14 protein-coding genes are annotated in these 15,169 nt (G+C 62.1%); 5 read left to right on the forward strand and 9 right to left on the reverse strand.

What is annotated here, in order from left to right:
* Positions 1-578 precede the first annotated feature (578 nt).
* Positions 579-1,481 carry a LysR family transcriptional regulator gene (locus H597_RS0101100; protein ID WP_035372839.1) on the reverse strand — a complete coding sequence of 301 codons (903 nt, stop codon included), beginning with the start codon at positions 1,479-1,481 and terminating at the stop codon, positions 579-581.
* A 92-nt stretch (positions 1,482-1,573) separates the two neighbouring features.
* Between H597_RS0101100 and H597_RS0101105 the strand changes: the two genes are divergently transcribed.
* A complete protein-coding gene (locus H597_RS0101105; protein ID WP_229632064.1) occupies positions 1,574-2,470 on the forward strand; it encodes an MBL fold metallo-hydrolase in 897 nt (298 codons plus the stop codon).
* Between the two features lie 19 nt (positions 2,471-2,489).
* On the opposite strand, the gene pncB is transcribed toward H597_RS0101105, so the two are convergent.
* The 3 genes from pncB to H597_RS0101120 form a co-directional block, all read right to left on the reverse strand.
* Positions 2,490-3,680 carry a nicotinate phosphoribosyltransferase gene (pncB, locus tag H597_RS0101110; RefSeq protein ID WP_028100497.1) on the reverse strand — a complete coding sequence of 397 codons (1,191 nt, stop codon included), beginning with the start codon at positions 3,678-3,680 and terminating at the stop codon, positions 2,490-2,492.
* 3 nt (positions 3,681-3,683) lie between these two features.
* Positions 3,684-4,511, reverse strand: coding sequence for a cysteine hydrolase family protein (locus H597_RS0101115; protein WP_028100498.1), 828 nt, complete (start codon positions 4,509-4,511; stop codon positions 3,684-3,686).
* 86 nt (positions 4,512-4,597) lie between these two features.
* On the reverse strand, positions 4,598-5,212 hold the full coding sequence (locus H597_RS0101120; protein WP_028100499.1) for an FMN-dependent NADH-azoreductase: 615 nt from the start codon (positions 5,210-5,212) through the stop codon (positions 4,598-4,600).
* 103 nt (positions 5,213-5,315) lie between these two features.
* On the opposite strand from H597_RS0101120, the gene H597_RS0101125 reads away from it, so the two are divergent.
* Positions 5,316-6,233 (forward strand): LysR family transcriptional regulator, encoded by a 918-nt coding sequence (locus H597_RS0101125; RefSeq protein ID WP_028100500.1) that lies wholly within the window; start codon positions 5,316-5,318, stop codon positions 6,231-6,233.
* A gap of 93 nt (positions 6,234-6,326) precedes the next feature.
* Complete coding sequence (locus H597_RS0101130; protein ID WP_028100501.1) at positions 6,327-6,581, forward strand: hypothetical protein; 255 nt, start codon at positions 6,327-6,329, stop codon at positions 6,579-6,581.
* Here H597_RS0101130 and H597_RS0101135 read toward each other — a convergent pair.
* Positions 6,578-6,889, reverse strand: coding sequence for a chaperone modulator CbpM (locus H597_RS0101135; RefSeq protein ID WP_028100502.1), 312 nt, complete (start codon positions 6,887-6,889; stop codon positions 6,578-6,580). The two genes, H597_RS0101130 and H597_RS0101135, sit on opposite strands and share 4 nt — an antisense overlap.
* Before the next feature lie 3 nt (positions 6,890-6,892).
* Entirely contained in the window at positions 6,893-7,759 is an 867-nt protein-coding gene (locus H597_RS0101140; RefSeq protein WP_028100503.1) for a DnaJ C-terminal domain-containing protein, read from the reverse strand.
* Positions 7,760-8,037: 278 nt separating this feature from the next.
* On the opposite strand from H597_RS0101140, the gene H597_RS34565 reads away from it, so the two are divergent.
* Positions 8,038-8,907, forward strand: a complete 870-nt coding sequence (locus tag H597_RS34565) for a hypothetical protein (RefSeq protein ID WP_154667896.1) — start codon at positions 8,038-8,040, stop codon at positions 8,905-8,907.
* A 466-nt stretch (positions 8,908-9,373) separates the two neighbouring features.
* Here the strand turns inward: H597_RS34565 and H597_RS0101155 are convergent, their stop codons facing one another.
* Together H597_RS0101155 and H597_RS0101160 are read right to left on the reverse strand one after the other, a co-directional pair.
* Positions 9,374-11,212, reverse strand: a complete 1,839-nt coding sequence (locus H597_RS0101155; protein ID WP_028100506.1) for a hypothetical protein — start codon at positions 11,210-11,212, stop codon at positions 9,374-9,376.
* Between the two features lie 219 nt (positions 11,213-11,431).
* A complete protein-coding gene (locus tag H597_RS0101160; RefSeq protein WP_028100507.1) occupies positions 11,432-12,142 on the reverse strand; it encodes a beta/gamma crystallin family protein in 711 nt (236 codons plus the stop codon).
* Between the two features lie 98 nt (positions 12,143-12,240).
* Here H597_RS0101160 and H597_RS0101165 point away from each other — a divergent pair, with 98 nt between their 5' ends.
* Positions 12,241-13,596: an MATE family efflux transporter gene (locus tag H597_RS0101165; protein ID WP_028100508.1), complete on the forward strand. Its 1,356-nt coding sequence runs from the start codon at positions 12,241-12,243 to the stop codon at positions 13,594-13,596.
* Here the strand turns inward: H597_RS0101165 and H597_RS0101170 are convergent.
* Positions 13,550-15,154 carry a tetratricopeptide repeat protein gene (locus tag H597_RS0101170; protein WP_154667897.1) on the reverse strand — a complete coding sequence of 535 codons (1,605 nt, stop codon included), beginning with the start codon at positions 15,152-15,154 and terminating at the stop codon, positions 13,550-13,552. The genes H597_RS0101165 and H597_RS0101170 overlap by 47 nt on opposite strands.
* Positions 15,155-15,169 lie beyond the last annotated feature (15 nt).

The raw sequence follows: 15,169 nt of genomic DNA on the forward strand, positions 1-15,169 counted from the left end.
ACCTGGCTTATATTCGCTAGCACCATTGCGGCGCTCTCGCTTGCCGGCGCTGCTGATCTTGAGGGCGATCCGTCTGGGCTATGGAAGCCATTTCCGGGCATCTTTAAGATCCACTCCGGTATCATAGCGGATCGAGCGCCACCAACCGCAAAAGATCGCAAGCTGACGGTCAACGTCGACGGCGCGGCAGCGCGAGAGATATTCGAATCGATCGGCCCCGATGTTCAGCCGACATGCAGCGGAGGTCAGGGCGACCGAGACCGCCGTAGAAAGGGTATTTACTGCACGTATGACCCGGCTGACGTGAAGGCAAAGAGTGGCCCCTATCGATGCTGGATAGGCGTCAACCTGGTTACAGGGGAAGCGGAAACCAACGTCAGTTGCTGAATTTTGGGGAGTAGCCCCCTACGATTCGAAGAGCATCTTCGCAGAAGACAGGCAATAACGGCGGTAATGCCCCCGCTATCTCATCTTCAGTTCCCAATGAGCAGGCGGACCAGGCACAAGTGCTTCAGTTCCGAACAACGAACTTGGTAAGCTAACTACGCCGCCGCGTTTGGGGTGCACGCTCCAATAAACTACAGTTCAACCGATTTCAATTGCTCGCGCAGCCAGCGATGCGCAGCGTCATGCTCGCTGCGCGGATGCCATGCCATTGCGATGGGAAACTGCGGCAGCTCGAAGGGCAGCTTGAAGATCTCCAGCTGTCCGCTGAAGCGCTGCAGGAAGCGCAGGGGCAAGGTGCACACATAATCCGTATTGGCCAGGATCGCCGGCACCAGGTTGTAGTGCGGCACGGATATCGCCACGCGGCGCTGGTGGCCCGTCTCCTTCAATTTCTGGTCGAGGAAACTGTGGAAATCGCCCCTGGCCGATACCATCACATGCCCCAGCGCACAGAACTGCTTCAGCGTCGGCGCGCGCGTGCCGCGCGGATGGCCGTGCCGCTGCGCCATCACATAGCGCTCGCTGGATAGCGGGACAGCCTTGAGCGCCGGCGGCATATTTTGCGCCGCGCCGATGAGCAGGTCCAGCTCACCGCGCGCCATCCGAGCTACGATGCCGTCAAGATTCGGCTCGCAGAAAGCCAAGCGCAAACCGTCCCCACCAATGGCGGCAATGCGGCGCGCCAGCTCAATACCGAACATCGTCACCACATTGTCGTTCGCGGCTATCCTGAAAGTGCGCTCGGCCCGCGCTGGATCGAAAGTTTCGGGGTCGCGCACGGCGGTTTCAAGCTGGCGCAGCGAATCGCGCAATCCGTCGCGCAACGCCAGCGCGCGTGCCGTCGGTACCATACCCCGCCCGCTTTCGGATGGCACCAGCAGCGGATCGCCAAACAATTCGCGCAGGCGCGCCAGTTGGGCCGACAGGGCGGGCTGGCTGATATGCAGGCGCGCAGCGGCGCGTGTCACATTATTTTCTTCCAGCAGGGCGTTGAGGGAAACCAGCAACGCAAGGTCGGACGGCCTCATATCCATATTACTTATACGTCGAATATTAACGATTGATTTCAAGTATATGTCTACGGCGCTCACAATGGCAATCATCAACCACCCAACTGGAGATTGCCTTGAAACGAATCATCGCCGCCGCCCTGCTTGCCGTTGCCGCACAAGCACCTCTGCAGGCCGCCGAACAGGCGCCCGGCTTCTATCGCGCGACACTGGGCGACTTCAAAGTCACCGCACTGTCCGACGGCGTTGCGCAGCGCGACGTCACAACCATTCTGAGCGATGCGGAAACAGCCCGAAAGGAGTTGCGCGCCAATCATTTGCACGACACCCTGCCCTTGTCGATCAACGTCTACCTGGTCGATACCGGAAAACAGCGCGTCCTGGTCGATACCGGCGCGGGCGAACTGTTCGGCGCCAGCAGCGGCCACCTGCTGGCCAACCTCGCCGCCGCAGGCTACAAGCCGGAACAGATCGATGCAGTCTTGCTGACACACATTCACGGCGACCATTCGGGCGGCCTGTCCATCGGCGGCAAGCGCCTGTTCCCGAATGCGCTGGTGTATGTGGACCGCCGTGAAGTTGCGCACTGGATGAACCAGCCGGCGCCGAAGGCCACCGTCGGCCCGTATGCCGATGCGGGCCGCATCAACTACCTGCCGGAGAGCGGGGAAGTCCTGCCGGGCATCAGCGCGCGGCCGGTGCCGGGGCATACGCCCGGCCATACGGCCTATCTGGTCGAGAGCAAAGGCCATCGCATGCTGTTCTGGGGCGACACCGTGCATGTAGCCGAAGTCCAGCTAGCGCATCCCGCCATCACGATTGCTTACGACAGCGAGCAACCGCAAGCCGCCGCCGAACGCCGCAAGCTGTTTGAAGAAGCGGCGGCCAGCGGCGTACTGGTGGCCTCGCCGCATTTCTCATTCCCCGGCATGGGCCACTTGCGCAAGGACGGCGACGCCTTCCGCTGGGTTCCGGTGGCTTACAACGACCAGGTCACGGAGTTGGCGCCTTGACGCCTCAGCCGCTGTGCCGTTAGGTGGCTTCGTGGTTGAACACCTGGCGCAGGTAGGCGAGGAAGGTCTCGTCCTTGCACAGCGTTTTACCGGGCGAATCGGAGAGTTTGGCGACCGACTGCCCGTTCAGGCGAATCAGCTTCATCACGATGTTCAGCGGCTTGATGCCGACATCGTTGGTCAGCCAGGTGCCGATGCCGAAGCCCACCATGATGCGGTCGGCAAAATGGCGGTACAGGTGGACAGCGGTGTCGAAATTCAGGCCGTCCGAGAACACCAGGCGCTTGGTATTGGAGTCGATGCGCAGGGCCTTGTAATGGGCAATGGCCTTTTCGCCCCACAACACAGGATCGCCGGAATCGTGACGCAAGCCGTCGAACAGCTTGGCGAAATACAGGTCGAAGTCGTTGAGGAAGGCGTCCATGCCCACCACGTCGGTCAGTGCGATACCCAGGTCGCCCCGGTATTCCTGCACCCAGCTCTCCAGCGCCGCTTTCTGGAAGTCGCGCAGACGCACGCCAAAGGCCTGGAAGGACTGCATGTATTCGTGGGCCATGGTACCGATCGGAATCAGGCCGTATTTCTTCGCGATGTAGACGTTGGAAGTGCCCTTGAAGAATTCCGGCACTTCGCGCGACAGGCGCTCGACGACTTCATCGTGCCAGGCAGCGGAAAAGCGCCGGCGCAGGCCGAAGTCCGAAAAATCGAAGGGATGGCGCAGCGCTGCCTCGGTACCGAAATCCTTCAGCTGGGCGATCTTGTCGCCCAGGCGCTTGCGCCCTTCTTCCAGCGCAGCCGGCGTGCCAACGCGGCGGAAGTACAGTTCATTGACGATGTAGAGCACGAAGATTTCGAAGGCCATCACATGCACCTGCGGTCCTGAGGCTCGGATCATCAGGGTGCCGCCCTCAGCGCGCACGTCGATGAACTTGCGCTGGAAGCGGAACAGCGCCAGGAAATCAACGAAGTCGCTCTTGATGTAGCGCAGCGAGCGCAGGTAATTCAGCTCGTCCTCGGCGAACGACATGCTGCACAGCTGGTCGAGCTGGGCTTCGACTTCTTCTTTCAGCTCCGACAGCGGAAAGCTGGTCTGGTTGCGGCACACGAATTCGTATTCGGCGTGCGCGTTTGGGTGCCCATGCAGCAAAGCCTGCCACATGGTGAATTTGTACAGGTCTGTTTCGAGCAGGCTGCGGACGACTGGAATCATTGTTTATTTCTCCGCGTTGGCCATTAATTCAGGCAGCACTTCGGCGGAAGTGGCCAGGCGCGCACCGCGGCGCTGCATTTCCTGGGCAAAGCCATGGTATTGCGCTTCAAAGCCGCTCACGGGGCTCATGCAGTCGGTCACCAGCACCAGCTTGCTCGGGTCGATGTGGTCTGCAATATGCTCGGTGGTCGCCTTGACGCAATGGCTGCCGGCTTCGCCGGTGATGTAGATGGTGTCGGCTTGCGACAGGCTGGCGATCAGTTCTTTGTTCAACTGCGAGGCCGGATCCGCTGGATCCGGCACTTCGGCCATGACAGCGGAATAGTGTTCGGTCCATGGATTGGCGCCCTTGCCGACCTTGGCCACCACGGCGTGGCGCGCTTCTTCCCAGGCATTGTAGGCAGCGCGCACGGCGTCGTGCACATTGTGGCCCCAGCTGCCGATCTCGCAGTGCACCGGCCAGACCATCAGCTGGTAGCGGCCCGCGGCTTCCAGTTCGTCCAGGTAGGAAAGCACGCGCGGCAAGGCGCCTGCGTCGCGCGGCTGGAAACGGCCGGCGCGCACATCGGCGGCGGCAATCTGCGTGAACGGACCTGGCGCGGCGCCATCGGCGGTGCGCCAGAAGGTCGGGTGCGCCACATCGTAGCGGTGGTGCGAGTCGAGCGTGACGGTAATCTCGGACAATCCAGCGCCGCCCCGTTCGATCAGGCTGGCGAGCCGCAGCATGTCCTGGTGGGCGCCCGGTACCGGCAAGGCCGGTGCGGCTGGAGGTGGCAGGTCGCAGAAATCATTCTGCGGGTCGATGATGAGCAAGTGGTAGCGTCGTTTCATTTCGACATCATACCAAATCAAAAAAAGGCAGCACGGCCGGCGGGCCGGTGCTGCCCAAGTTCCACTTGATTTCCGAAGGTGGATCTTTACGCGGCGATCAGTTCTTCGATCGACTTGCGGCTCTTGGCCACGGCGGCAGCCACCGCCTGCTCGCCCATCGCCACGCCTTCAGCGCGGATGAACTGGACGTCGGTCAGGCCGATGAAGCCCAGCACCGTGCGCAGGAAAGTGGTCAGGTGGTCGAAAGCGGCGGCAGCGCCTTCGCTGTACGCGCCACCGCTGGCGGTGAACACATAGACTTTCTTGTCTTTCAACAGGCCTTGCGGGCCGTTGGCGGTGTACTGGAAGGTGCGGCCAACACGGGCCACATGGTCGATCCAGGCCTTCAGCGAGGAAGGCACGGAGAAGTTGTACATCGGGGCGCCGATGACGATCACGTCGGCGGCAATCAGTTCATCCACCAGGGCATCGGACAATTTCACGGTCTGGGCCTGCTCGGCGTTGCGCGCGTCGGCTGGGGTGAAGAAGGCGCCCATCATCTGCTCGGTCAGGTGCGGCACGGGGTTGCTGGCCAGGTCGCGCTCGATCACGGTATCGGCGGGGTTGGCGGCCTGCCACTTGGCGATGAATTCGGCCGACAGCTGGCGGGACAGCGAACCTGCATTGCGTACGCTGCTATTGATGTAGAGAACGTTTGCCATCTTGGTGCTCCAGGAAGTAGTTGTTGATTGCAACCATCTTAGATCGGGTTTAATATCGATGAAATAGGTTTTATAACGATAGAAATTATCGATTTTCTAGATCATGCGAGATCCCGGCCTGCCCACCCTAGACCAGTTGCGCGTCTTCATCGCCGTCGTCGACCATGGCGGCTTCGCCCATGCCGCGCGCGCCCTGCACCGTACCCAGTCGGTGATCAGCTACACCGTCGCCAACCTGGAAGAACAGCTCGATATCGAGCTGCTCGACCGCAGCAAGCGCAAACCGACCCTGACCGAAGCGGGCAAGGCCCTGCTGGCCGACGCCCGCGCTGTGGCGACCAGGGTGGACAGCATGCGCTCACGCGCCAAGGCGCTGGGCATGGGACTGGAAGCGGAACTGTCGGTGGTGGTGGACGTGATGTTCCCGGCCTGCGTGCTGGTGCGCGCACTGGAACACTTCCAGCGCGAATTCCCCACCGTCTCCTTGCGCCTGCATACGGAAGCGCTGGGCATGGTGGCGCAGATGGTGGCGGAGCGCCGCTGCCATCTCGGCGTGGCGGGCATGGCCGCCACCGCGCCCGTGAATATCGAGCGCCACGCGGCCGGCTTCGTGAAGATGATGCCGGTCTGCTCGCCCCTGCATCCGCTGTCGCGCGAAGCTGCGCCGATCCCGACCGCGGTCCTGCGCGAGCACTTGCAACTGGTCGTGACCGACCGCAGCCCGCTCACGGAAGGCCGCGATTTCGGCGTGCTGGGCTTGCGCGACTGGCGGCTGGGCGACCTGGGTTCCAAACACGCCCTGCTGGTGGGCGGCCTGGGCTGGGGCAATATGCCCGAGCATATGGTCTTGCGCGACTTGGCCGAAGGCCGCCTGGTGCGCTTGCAGACGCAGGAAGGCAGCGAGCTTGAGTATCCCTTATTTGCGATCCACCGCGGCGACGACGAATTGGGACCAGCCGGCAAATGGCTGCGCCAGAAATTCGTCGAGATCGACCATACGCTGCCGCGCGACGCTTTCTAAATGCTCCTACAGGACAGCGCGGCGTACGCCTACAGGCGCAGGCCAGGCATCGGCCTAGCATGAATTCCGCTTCAACGACAAAGGAGAGCGATCATGGCACCACGCAAGGATAGTGAGCAGTCCGATGATTGGCGCAGCCAGGCCGGCCAGGGGAGCGGCGGCAACACGCAGGAAGGTCAGCGCGAAAACCTGACCGGAGGCAACCAGCAATCGGACCGCGGCAGCAACAAGCAGAGCGGTGGCGGGCAAGGCCAGCGCCAGGGCGGCCGCGAAGAGCTGATGGACGAAGATGAGGAAGAAGAGGACAGCAACCGCGGCAAGCGCGGTGGCCGTGACCAGCAGCCCTAGGCTGCGCCGGCGGCGTGCAGGCGTGACTTCAGGCGGCGCACCTCGTCGCACAAGTCCACCACCAGCGCCGCCAGATCTTCATCCGCATCGAAGTCTCTCTCCAGCTGGGCCAGTCGACGCGCCCTCCCCAGGTCCACGCTGGTGAATTGCAATGACTCAATAGTCGTTCCTTCTCGGCCAAAAAGAATGCCGCGCTGCACATGGTGTACGACCCATTCCGGCTCGACGGCACAGGCACGCGCCAGCTCATCCAGTGTGAGTGCCTGAAACTCCAACGGCACACCTTCCACAATCTCTTCAGTAGGCATCGCTCATCCTCCCATTTCGCGTTGCATCTGTTCGTATAGTGCGCGCCGCGCAGGCGTATCGGCCGGCGGGGCAAAGATTTCCAGTATCAGGTAAAGATCACCCGCCGTGCCCGAACTGCTGGCGGCGGGAATGCCGCGCCCCTTCAGGCGCAGCTTGCGGCCGCCCTGCGACCCCGGCGGCACCGTCACGGTCACGCGGCCCGAAGGCGTAAGGATTTCGCGCTCGCCGCCCAGCGCCGCCGACCAGGGCGGAATCGGTACTTTTTCATAAACATCGCGCCCTTCCACGCGATAGCGCTCATCAGCTTGGAAGGCGATTTCCAAATACAGATCGCCCGCCTCGGCGCCGTTCATGCCAGGCTGGCCTTGCCCGCCCAGGCGCAACTGCTGCCCGGCCGTGACGCCCTGAGGAATGCTGACCTTGAGGTTGCGCTGGCGCCCCAGGGATATCTCGCGCTGGGCGCCTAGGTATGCGTCCTGCAGGCTGATTTCCAGGACAGCGTGAATATCCTCGCCGCGCATGCGGAAGCCCTGGCGGCGGTTGCGCTGTCCGCCGACGTTGGCAAACAAGTCGGCGAAGAAGTCTTCGGCGCTGCCGCCGCCGAAGCCTGCGCCCCAGTCGGGTGGCGGGTGGAATTCCTGGCCTGCCCGGTATTGGCCGCTGCCCAGTGAATCATAGGCGGCGCGTTTTTCGGCGTCACCTAACACGCCGTAGGCTTCGTTGAGTTCTTTGGTGCGCGCATCCGCATCGGCTTCCTTGCTGACGTCCGGATGATATTTACGGACCAGCTTACGGTAAGCCTTCTTGATCTCATCATCACTGGCAGTCTTGGCGACGCCCAGCGTTGCGTAGTAATCCTTGTATTCCACGCCATGCCCTCCGATGCAGGAAAGCATAGCGTAGCAGGAAATCAGTCGATGCGGCGGCAGGTCCGGATTGGTTGAATCGTGCGTCAAAAACCAAGGCAATGTTATGAGATTTCCTGCACTCGTTAGCAGCGGGGAACATATTTAATGTCGAAAATTCTTACACTCATCCGCTGGAAAAACCTACTGCTGAGTGTAACTACTTGATTGCATGTTGGTGCCACTGATAGGCATGCTTTATGCACCCCACTCGTGTGCAGTTCAACTCGTTGGGGGATGCCATGAAAGCTATAAAATTGCTGGGAAAAGCATTGCTGGGTGCGGCGTTGGCGATTGCATCGTATTCGTCTCATGCGTCGTTGATTTATCTGGGGCCGATCACCCAAGGTGGTACCGGTATTGGTGCCGTCAGCACAGTGCTGACGCTGAAGGATAACAGCGGAAAGGGCTGCTGCACCTCGTCGGGCGCAGTCTCCTACAACGGCAGTAGCGACGTACGGACCGGCGATGCACAGGGCGGTGCCCTCAGCAAGACTTGGTCTATTACCGATCTGGGTTGGACTGATTTCGCTTCCGCACGCATCGTATTCAATGCGGACGAGCCAGCTGGGAATGGCATTAACCTGGACAACATGGTGATGACAATCTACGACACCAGTGGTGGCGCGTTGTGGAATTCTGGCCTGTTCACTCCGATTTCCTTCGCCTCGACGGCTCACGGCATTGGTAATTCAGGCGAACTGTTCGGTCTGGATGCTCCGCAAGCGGCAGCCGCGCAAGCCTACTTTAATGGGATGAACCGGATCGGCTTGATGGCGGCTGTCAGCGATGCGCAGGGTGGGCATGACACCTTCTATCTGTCGCTGGCAGCACCATGCGTCGGCTCTGATTGCCCCTGCTTCGGCGCTAATTGCCCCTGCGTCGGCGCTAATTGCCCCTGCGTCGGCGCTAATTGCCCCTGCGTCGGACCTACCTGCCCATGCGTCGGGGCAAACTGCCCTTGCGTCGGTGCCGATTGCCCATGCCCCGACCCTAACGACCCAGCCTGCGGTGGCGGCAGCAACGAAACGCCAGAACCGAGAAGCATCCTGCTGCTTAGCCTTGGCCTGCTGATGCTGCATCTGGCACGCCGCGGCATGTTTCAGCGTTAATCGGTCTGACGTGCGGTATTGAGTAGTGTTGGAGCGTCCCCCGCCTCACAGGCAGGGGACCTGAATGCTCATCGTCGCTCTGCATAACTGCAGCAGGACGTAAAAAGACTCGAGCACAGAACACCCCCCGCCTTCAGCTGGCGGATTCCGTGCCCGCACTCGCGGGCATTTTTTTGAACTCAGCGTGCGTTGCACGACTGTCAAACGGCGACACCGCATCTATCATGGCATTCCACAACGCGATTAAGTATCGGGGCTTTACGCTCGACTGCGAGCCGGTCAGGTGGGACGACGGCTGCTACATCGCCCAGGTCATCATTTCCCGTGAAGCCGGGGCGGTCCTGGACGAATTTTCCTTCCCTAACCTTTGCATAAGGAATTCAGCGCCCTCTGCGGCGCAGTATGCAAAGGATTGGGGGCGGCAGTGGGTTGACGCACATGGGGCCGCCCCCTTCCCTCCCGCCAATTAGCGGAGATACAGGGTCTGCAAGTTGCGGCGGTAGATGTCAGTCGAATCGACCCACAAGTTACGCGACTTCATGGTCTCGCCTTGTTGCAGCGGCTGCAGTTGCAGGCTGGTGCTGAATGCACCGGATGCGCTTGGCATGACGGAAATTCCCGTATCGTGCTTGCCGCTCGACAGCGAGGTTTCCGTGACCAGCTTGACCCACGCTGCGTCGGTCGGGTTCAGATTGCTGCCGGCAATGGCAAGCGTGCCGCCGTTGTAGCTGGCGAATGCGGCGATGGTCTGCTCGGAAAACACTGGGAAGCCCGTGCTGGCTTTGGCTTCTGCCAGCGTCATCGGACGGCGCTGTACTTTCAGGGCATAAGTGCCGTCATTGGTGCCGGAGGCGAAACTGAGCTTGTTGTTGGCCGAGTCAAAGGCGGTCAGGACGTACGCGGAATTGTCCGGAATGCGCGTAACGCCATCGTCACCCAACGGAGAAACCGGGCCGGGGCAGTCGCTGCGCATGACATAGCTGTTCCCTTGGCTCAGCGTGTTTTGCCAACCGCCCGAGCCGTTGGATTTGTAAGACAGGCCGCTCTCTGGCAGGCCCGGACCTTTAACCACGAGATGGTCGATCACGCCGGAAGTGGTCTTGTTGGTGACGTCGCGGTCCTGAATGTCGATATTGAGGCCGGAGCGGAAGCAGGTACCGCTGGCGCTGACCACCTTGCTCATCTCGGCAAACAGGTTCACTTCAAGCGTACGCTGGTTGCCGAACAGGCGCCACACGCCGTCGGTCGGGCTCTTGCGAACTTTCCAGTTTTGCAGGCGGTCCAGCACCAGGCCGTCCTTGGATTTCACCGTGAACGAGACGTTGGCGATGATTTTTCCAGGATCGCTGTAGTCGACCTTGAGGACTTCCACGTCGGTGAAGGAGGCGCCAGCCAGGCTCGTTTCGGTGACCAGATAGCTGAAGAAGGACTCGGCATTCATGCCATCGTTCAGGAAGCCTGTGCTGGCGATCGATGTCAGTGCCGCTGCCGTCGGCATGCCGTTGGCGAACCGGCCGATAAAGTCAGTCAGCGCTTTTTTGATCAATGGGGCATCCGTGGTGGCGGTGCTGATGTTGTCCGCTGCCAGCTTCGATGGATTGGTTTCGGCGGCGGCCTTCTGCTTCAGATCGTCCGTGATGACGGAGGCATTGGCCGTGGTGCTGATGGTCGCCACGGCAGTGCTGGAATCGACCGACACATGGATGGCATCCAATGCGCTGTCGAGCGCGCTGGCCAATGGCGTGAATGGGGTGCGCAGCAGGTCGGCGTTGGCGTCGACACCCAGCGCGCTCAGGATCGGCTGCAGCTTTTCCTTGAGTTTCGCCACTTCGGCGTTGATCGCGGCCGACGTCGCGGTCGCGGCATTGCTGTTCTTTTCAAACTGGTCGAAATAGTCTTGCGCCAACTGGCCGCCCACATTGGCGGCGACCAGGTCGGTCAGCTGGGTGATATTGATTTTGCCCGCGGCGTCGGCGCTCGTCGCGACCGAGTGCACGGTGTAGATGCGGCCATTGGCCGCGCCGGTGGCGCGGAACACAAACGGGCCGGTCATGCCGGTAACGTCCACCGTGTATGCGCCATTCGCGCCAATCGTGACGGTCTTGGTCGCGCCTTTCGAATCCTTGACGGTCACAGTGCCCACCAACGGGGCGCCGACCGCAGCCGTTCCCGTGAACGAAGCGGTAGCCGGCGCCTGCACGCCTGGCTGCGCATTGTCCGCAGTCGAAGAATTACCGCCGCTGCCACCACAGGCAGCCAGCGCCATGCTCACCGCACCAGCCAATACCAGCTTATTGATTTTCATTCTGTTCCCTAGTCATTAAATTCGCAGATTGTGTAGCAGGACATGAATTATTATTCTCAAAATAACAATCATGATTTCCGCATGGAAATACTATCACAATTCGAAAATGACGCCCAAAAAACAGGCATTGTGTCGCTATCAAGTCACAAGGTGGAGAACGACGCGCGCCAATAAAAAAAAGAGCGCCTTGCGGCGCTCTGGTCTGTCTGCTGCGGAAAATCAGCGTACGCGGCGGATCGAAGAAATGCGGTCGATGAAGTCTTCCAGGTTCGGATAGCGGCCCGGACCATAGGTACGGCACTGGCCGCCGTAGTCGGCATGTTCGCAAACCTGCCAGGTACCGTAATTAATCACCAGCGAGTTGGCGTTGTCGTTGAAGCCGACGTCGCGCAGGGTATGCATGTCGTTATTGATAACCACGTGGCGGCCACGGAAGCCTACGTCGTTATACATTTCGACGGCGTCGCCGCGTTCGCGGTAGTCGCGGCGTTCTTCACGGCGGTCTTCCATCCAGCGGCCGTCGCGACGCTCTTCGCGGCGCTCGTCGCGGTAATCGCGGTAATCGCGGTCATCGCGGCCATACCCGTAGCCCGAGTTGCCGCGATCGCGGCGGCCGCCCTGGATTTCACGTGCGGACGAGAATTGATTGTTGAACTGGCGCAGGTTCGGATATTCGCCGCGCTCGAACACGGCGCACTGGCCGCCGAAGTCCTTGTGCTCGCACAGTTCCCAGGTACCGGAACGCACGACGATACTGGAAGCGCGATCGTTAAAACCGAAATCGGTGAAGTTGCTGGCGGCGCCGTCGGCGATCGTGACGCGTTCGCCGCGGAAGTCTTCATGCGAAAACAGCAGCAATTCTCCGGCCGAAGCGGCCTGGCCAACAATGGAAGCAGCCAGCAGGAAAGCGGCAGTCAGGGTATTCTTCATAAACAAAATCTCCGTAATTCGGGCATTCTATGCGTTTTAACGCGGTACAAAGCCCGCTAGCCTACCTTACCTTGTAACAAATTCCTACAGCAAGTCACATGCCGACCACGTTTTCCCGCTCCAATCTACGCAAAGAAGCAACAGCACTATGGAAATTGGCCTGGCCAGTATTAATTGGACAACTAGCCACAGTCGGCATGGCGGTGGCCGACGTGGCCATGACCGGCCATACCCAGGCTTCCGAGCTGGCGGCCGTGTCGACCGGGGCCGCCATCTGGTCCATCGTGGTGGTGACCGTGGTCGGCACCATGATGGCCATGAACACCCTGGTGGCGCATGAAGTAGGCGCCGGCAGCCATCAGCGCATCCCGCACCTGGTACGCCAGGGTCTGTGGAAAGGGCTGGGCGTCGGCCTGGCCGCAGCGCTGCTGGCCAACCTGGCGACGCTGCTGTTCGACTATCTGCAGTTGGCGCCGGAGGTGAACCAGCGCGCTGCCATGTTCGTCCACATCATCAGCATCGGGCTGCCGCCCTTCGCCTGCTACCGCGCGCTGTACGGCTACAGCGCCAGCATCAACCAGACCAAGCCGGTAATGGTGATCGCCCTGCTCGGCCTGGCGTTCAATATTGCAGTGAACTGGCTGCTGGTCTTCGGCCATTTCGGCCTGCCGGCCATGGGCGGCGTGGGCTGCGCGGTGGCCACCGGCATCTGCATGTGGCTGATGCTCGGGGCGATGCTGGTGTGGATGCGCATGGCGCCCGCCTACCGGGCCACTTACCCTTTCACGCACTGGGATTGGCCGCACTGGCCGGAGATCCGCAGCATGCTGCAGCTTGGCCTGCCGATCGGCGTGACCTATTTTGCCGAGGTGAGCGCTTTCGGCGCGGTGGCGCTGCTGGTGGCGCGTTTCGGCGTGATCGAGCAGTCGGCGCACCAGATCGCGCTGAACTTTTCTTCGCTGGTGTTCATGGTGCCGCTTAGCCTGGGCATCGGGATGGTGACGCGCGTCGGCCAGGCGCTGGGGGAAGGCGATGCGCGGCGCGCCCGCCTTGCATCCTGGGTCGGCCTGGGCCTGTCGCTGGCGTTCGCCGTGCTGTCGGCGGCCTTCATCGCCCTGTTCCGCCACCAGATCGCCGCCGCCTACACCAGCGACGCGGCCGTCCAGGCGACTTGCGCCACCCTGCTGCTGTTCGCCGCGCTGTTCCAGCTGTCGGACGCGACGCAGGTGGCGGCCGCTTGCGCCATCCGCGGCTACAAGGTGACGCGCGGACCGATGCTGATCCAGCTGCTGGCCTTCTGGGGCTTTGCCCTGCCGCTGGGCTGCCTGCTCGGTCTGTGGAAGGGAATGGCGGCTGCCGGCTTCTGGATCGGCCTCGTGCTGGGCCTGACGGTAGCCGCCGTCCTGCTCACCTGGTTCCTGCACCGCTTGTCGCTGACGCGCCTGCGGGCATGAGGTCCACCGCCGCAAGGCCCTGGCGCACCGCGTTGCGGCCCGGGGCAAGCGCGCCGGCGGCTTCGAAGGCCTTGCGCGCATTGCCGGACTGCTTCAGCTGCAGCAGGGCCTCTCCCAGCAGCTCGTTGGCCGGCTGCACCAGCACTGGCGGGCCGAAGTCCATTTCCAGCGCCAGCTCCTGCTGCGCAGCCTGGCGGAACAGCGCCAGCGCGGCTTCGCGCTCGCCCTTGCGCAGGGCCAGTTGGCCATCCAGCATTGCCAGTTCAATGCCGGGAATGCGGTAGCGCGCATGGTCCGGCGCCAGGTCCGCATCGCCCGGCTTGACCGCCAGATAGGCCTGCGCGGCCTCGCGCGCCTGCGCCACCGCCGCATCGGCTTTCTCCGGGCTGCCGCGTAAGGCCACCCAGGCGTCCGTCACGGACCAAACCAGCGCGGCGCCGCTGTACTTGGCAGCAGTCGGCGCCAGGTCGGCAATGGGGTCTGGCACACCGTTCCCGTCGATCAGGTAGCGGGCCCGCATCTGGGCCAGGCCAAGCATGCTGTTCTCATGGTATTTCAGCTGTTCCGCCGTCGCCGGCGCTTCCTCGCGCAGGCGTGCGGCGCAATTGTCGATGATGGCGCGCGCATCGTCCATGCGGCCCAGCTGCACTTTGGCGTAAGACAGCCAGATGATGTAGTGGCCGCAGGCCGGCGCACGCGCCCTGGCGTTCCTGGCCAGCAGCTGCTTGTAATGGACCTGCAGCGCGGTTTCGTTGGCGCGCACGGTTTCGTCCCACATGCCCAGCGCCAGGTAGATATGCGATGTCATATGCTGCGCATGGTCCGCCTCCGGCGCGATTTTGCCGTAGGCGCGGGCGGCGCGCAGGCCGAGCGGCGCGTGCACCGCATCGTCCACCGAGTGGATCAGGTAATGCGCGGCGCCGGGATGGCGCGGATGGCGTTCGAATACCTCCTGCATCAAGGCCGCCGCACGCATATACGTCGGCAAATGGCGCCCGGCGTCGGACGTGCCCAGCAGCGCCAGCGCGTAGAAACAAGTGGCGTCGATATCGGCCGGATATTTGGCGTGCAGCGCTTGCAGCGCCAACGCATAGCGGCGATCGCGCTCATGCTTGCTGCCTTCGCCGTACAGTATCTCGGCGGCCTGCAGGTAATCCTTTTCGCGCGCCGTACCTGCCTTGGCCTGACGCGCTGCAGGGGTGGCGCCCAGGCGAACCAGCGCAGCCTGCGCCGCCTTGAGATCCTGCTGGAACCAGACCGGGTGGTTGTAGCTCATCGCCTCGCCCCAGTAGGCCATGGCGAAGCCAGGGTCGGCCTGCTGCGCGCGGCGGAAGGCTTCCGCGGCCGATGCGTATTCAAAATTGTGCAGCTGCGCCAGGCCGTACAGGAAATCGGCCTGCGCCACCTTGGCTCCGGAGTTCTCGAAGGCCACCAGCCCCACCTTGTCCGGCGCCGGATTGCTTGCGCCGCTGCCCCGGTGCGACGCCAGCGCCTGCCCGGCCCCGCAGCACAGCGTCAGTGCGAGCACAAAACGAATGGCAGGTGTCCTTGTCAGCATGTCGGCTCCCGGAAG

This window comes from Pseudoduganella violaceinigra DSM 15887, assembly GCF_000425385.1.
Classification (GTDB): Bacteria; Pseudomonadota; Gammaproteobacteria; order Burkholderiales; family Burkholderiaceae_D; genus Rugamonas; species Rugamonas violaceinigra.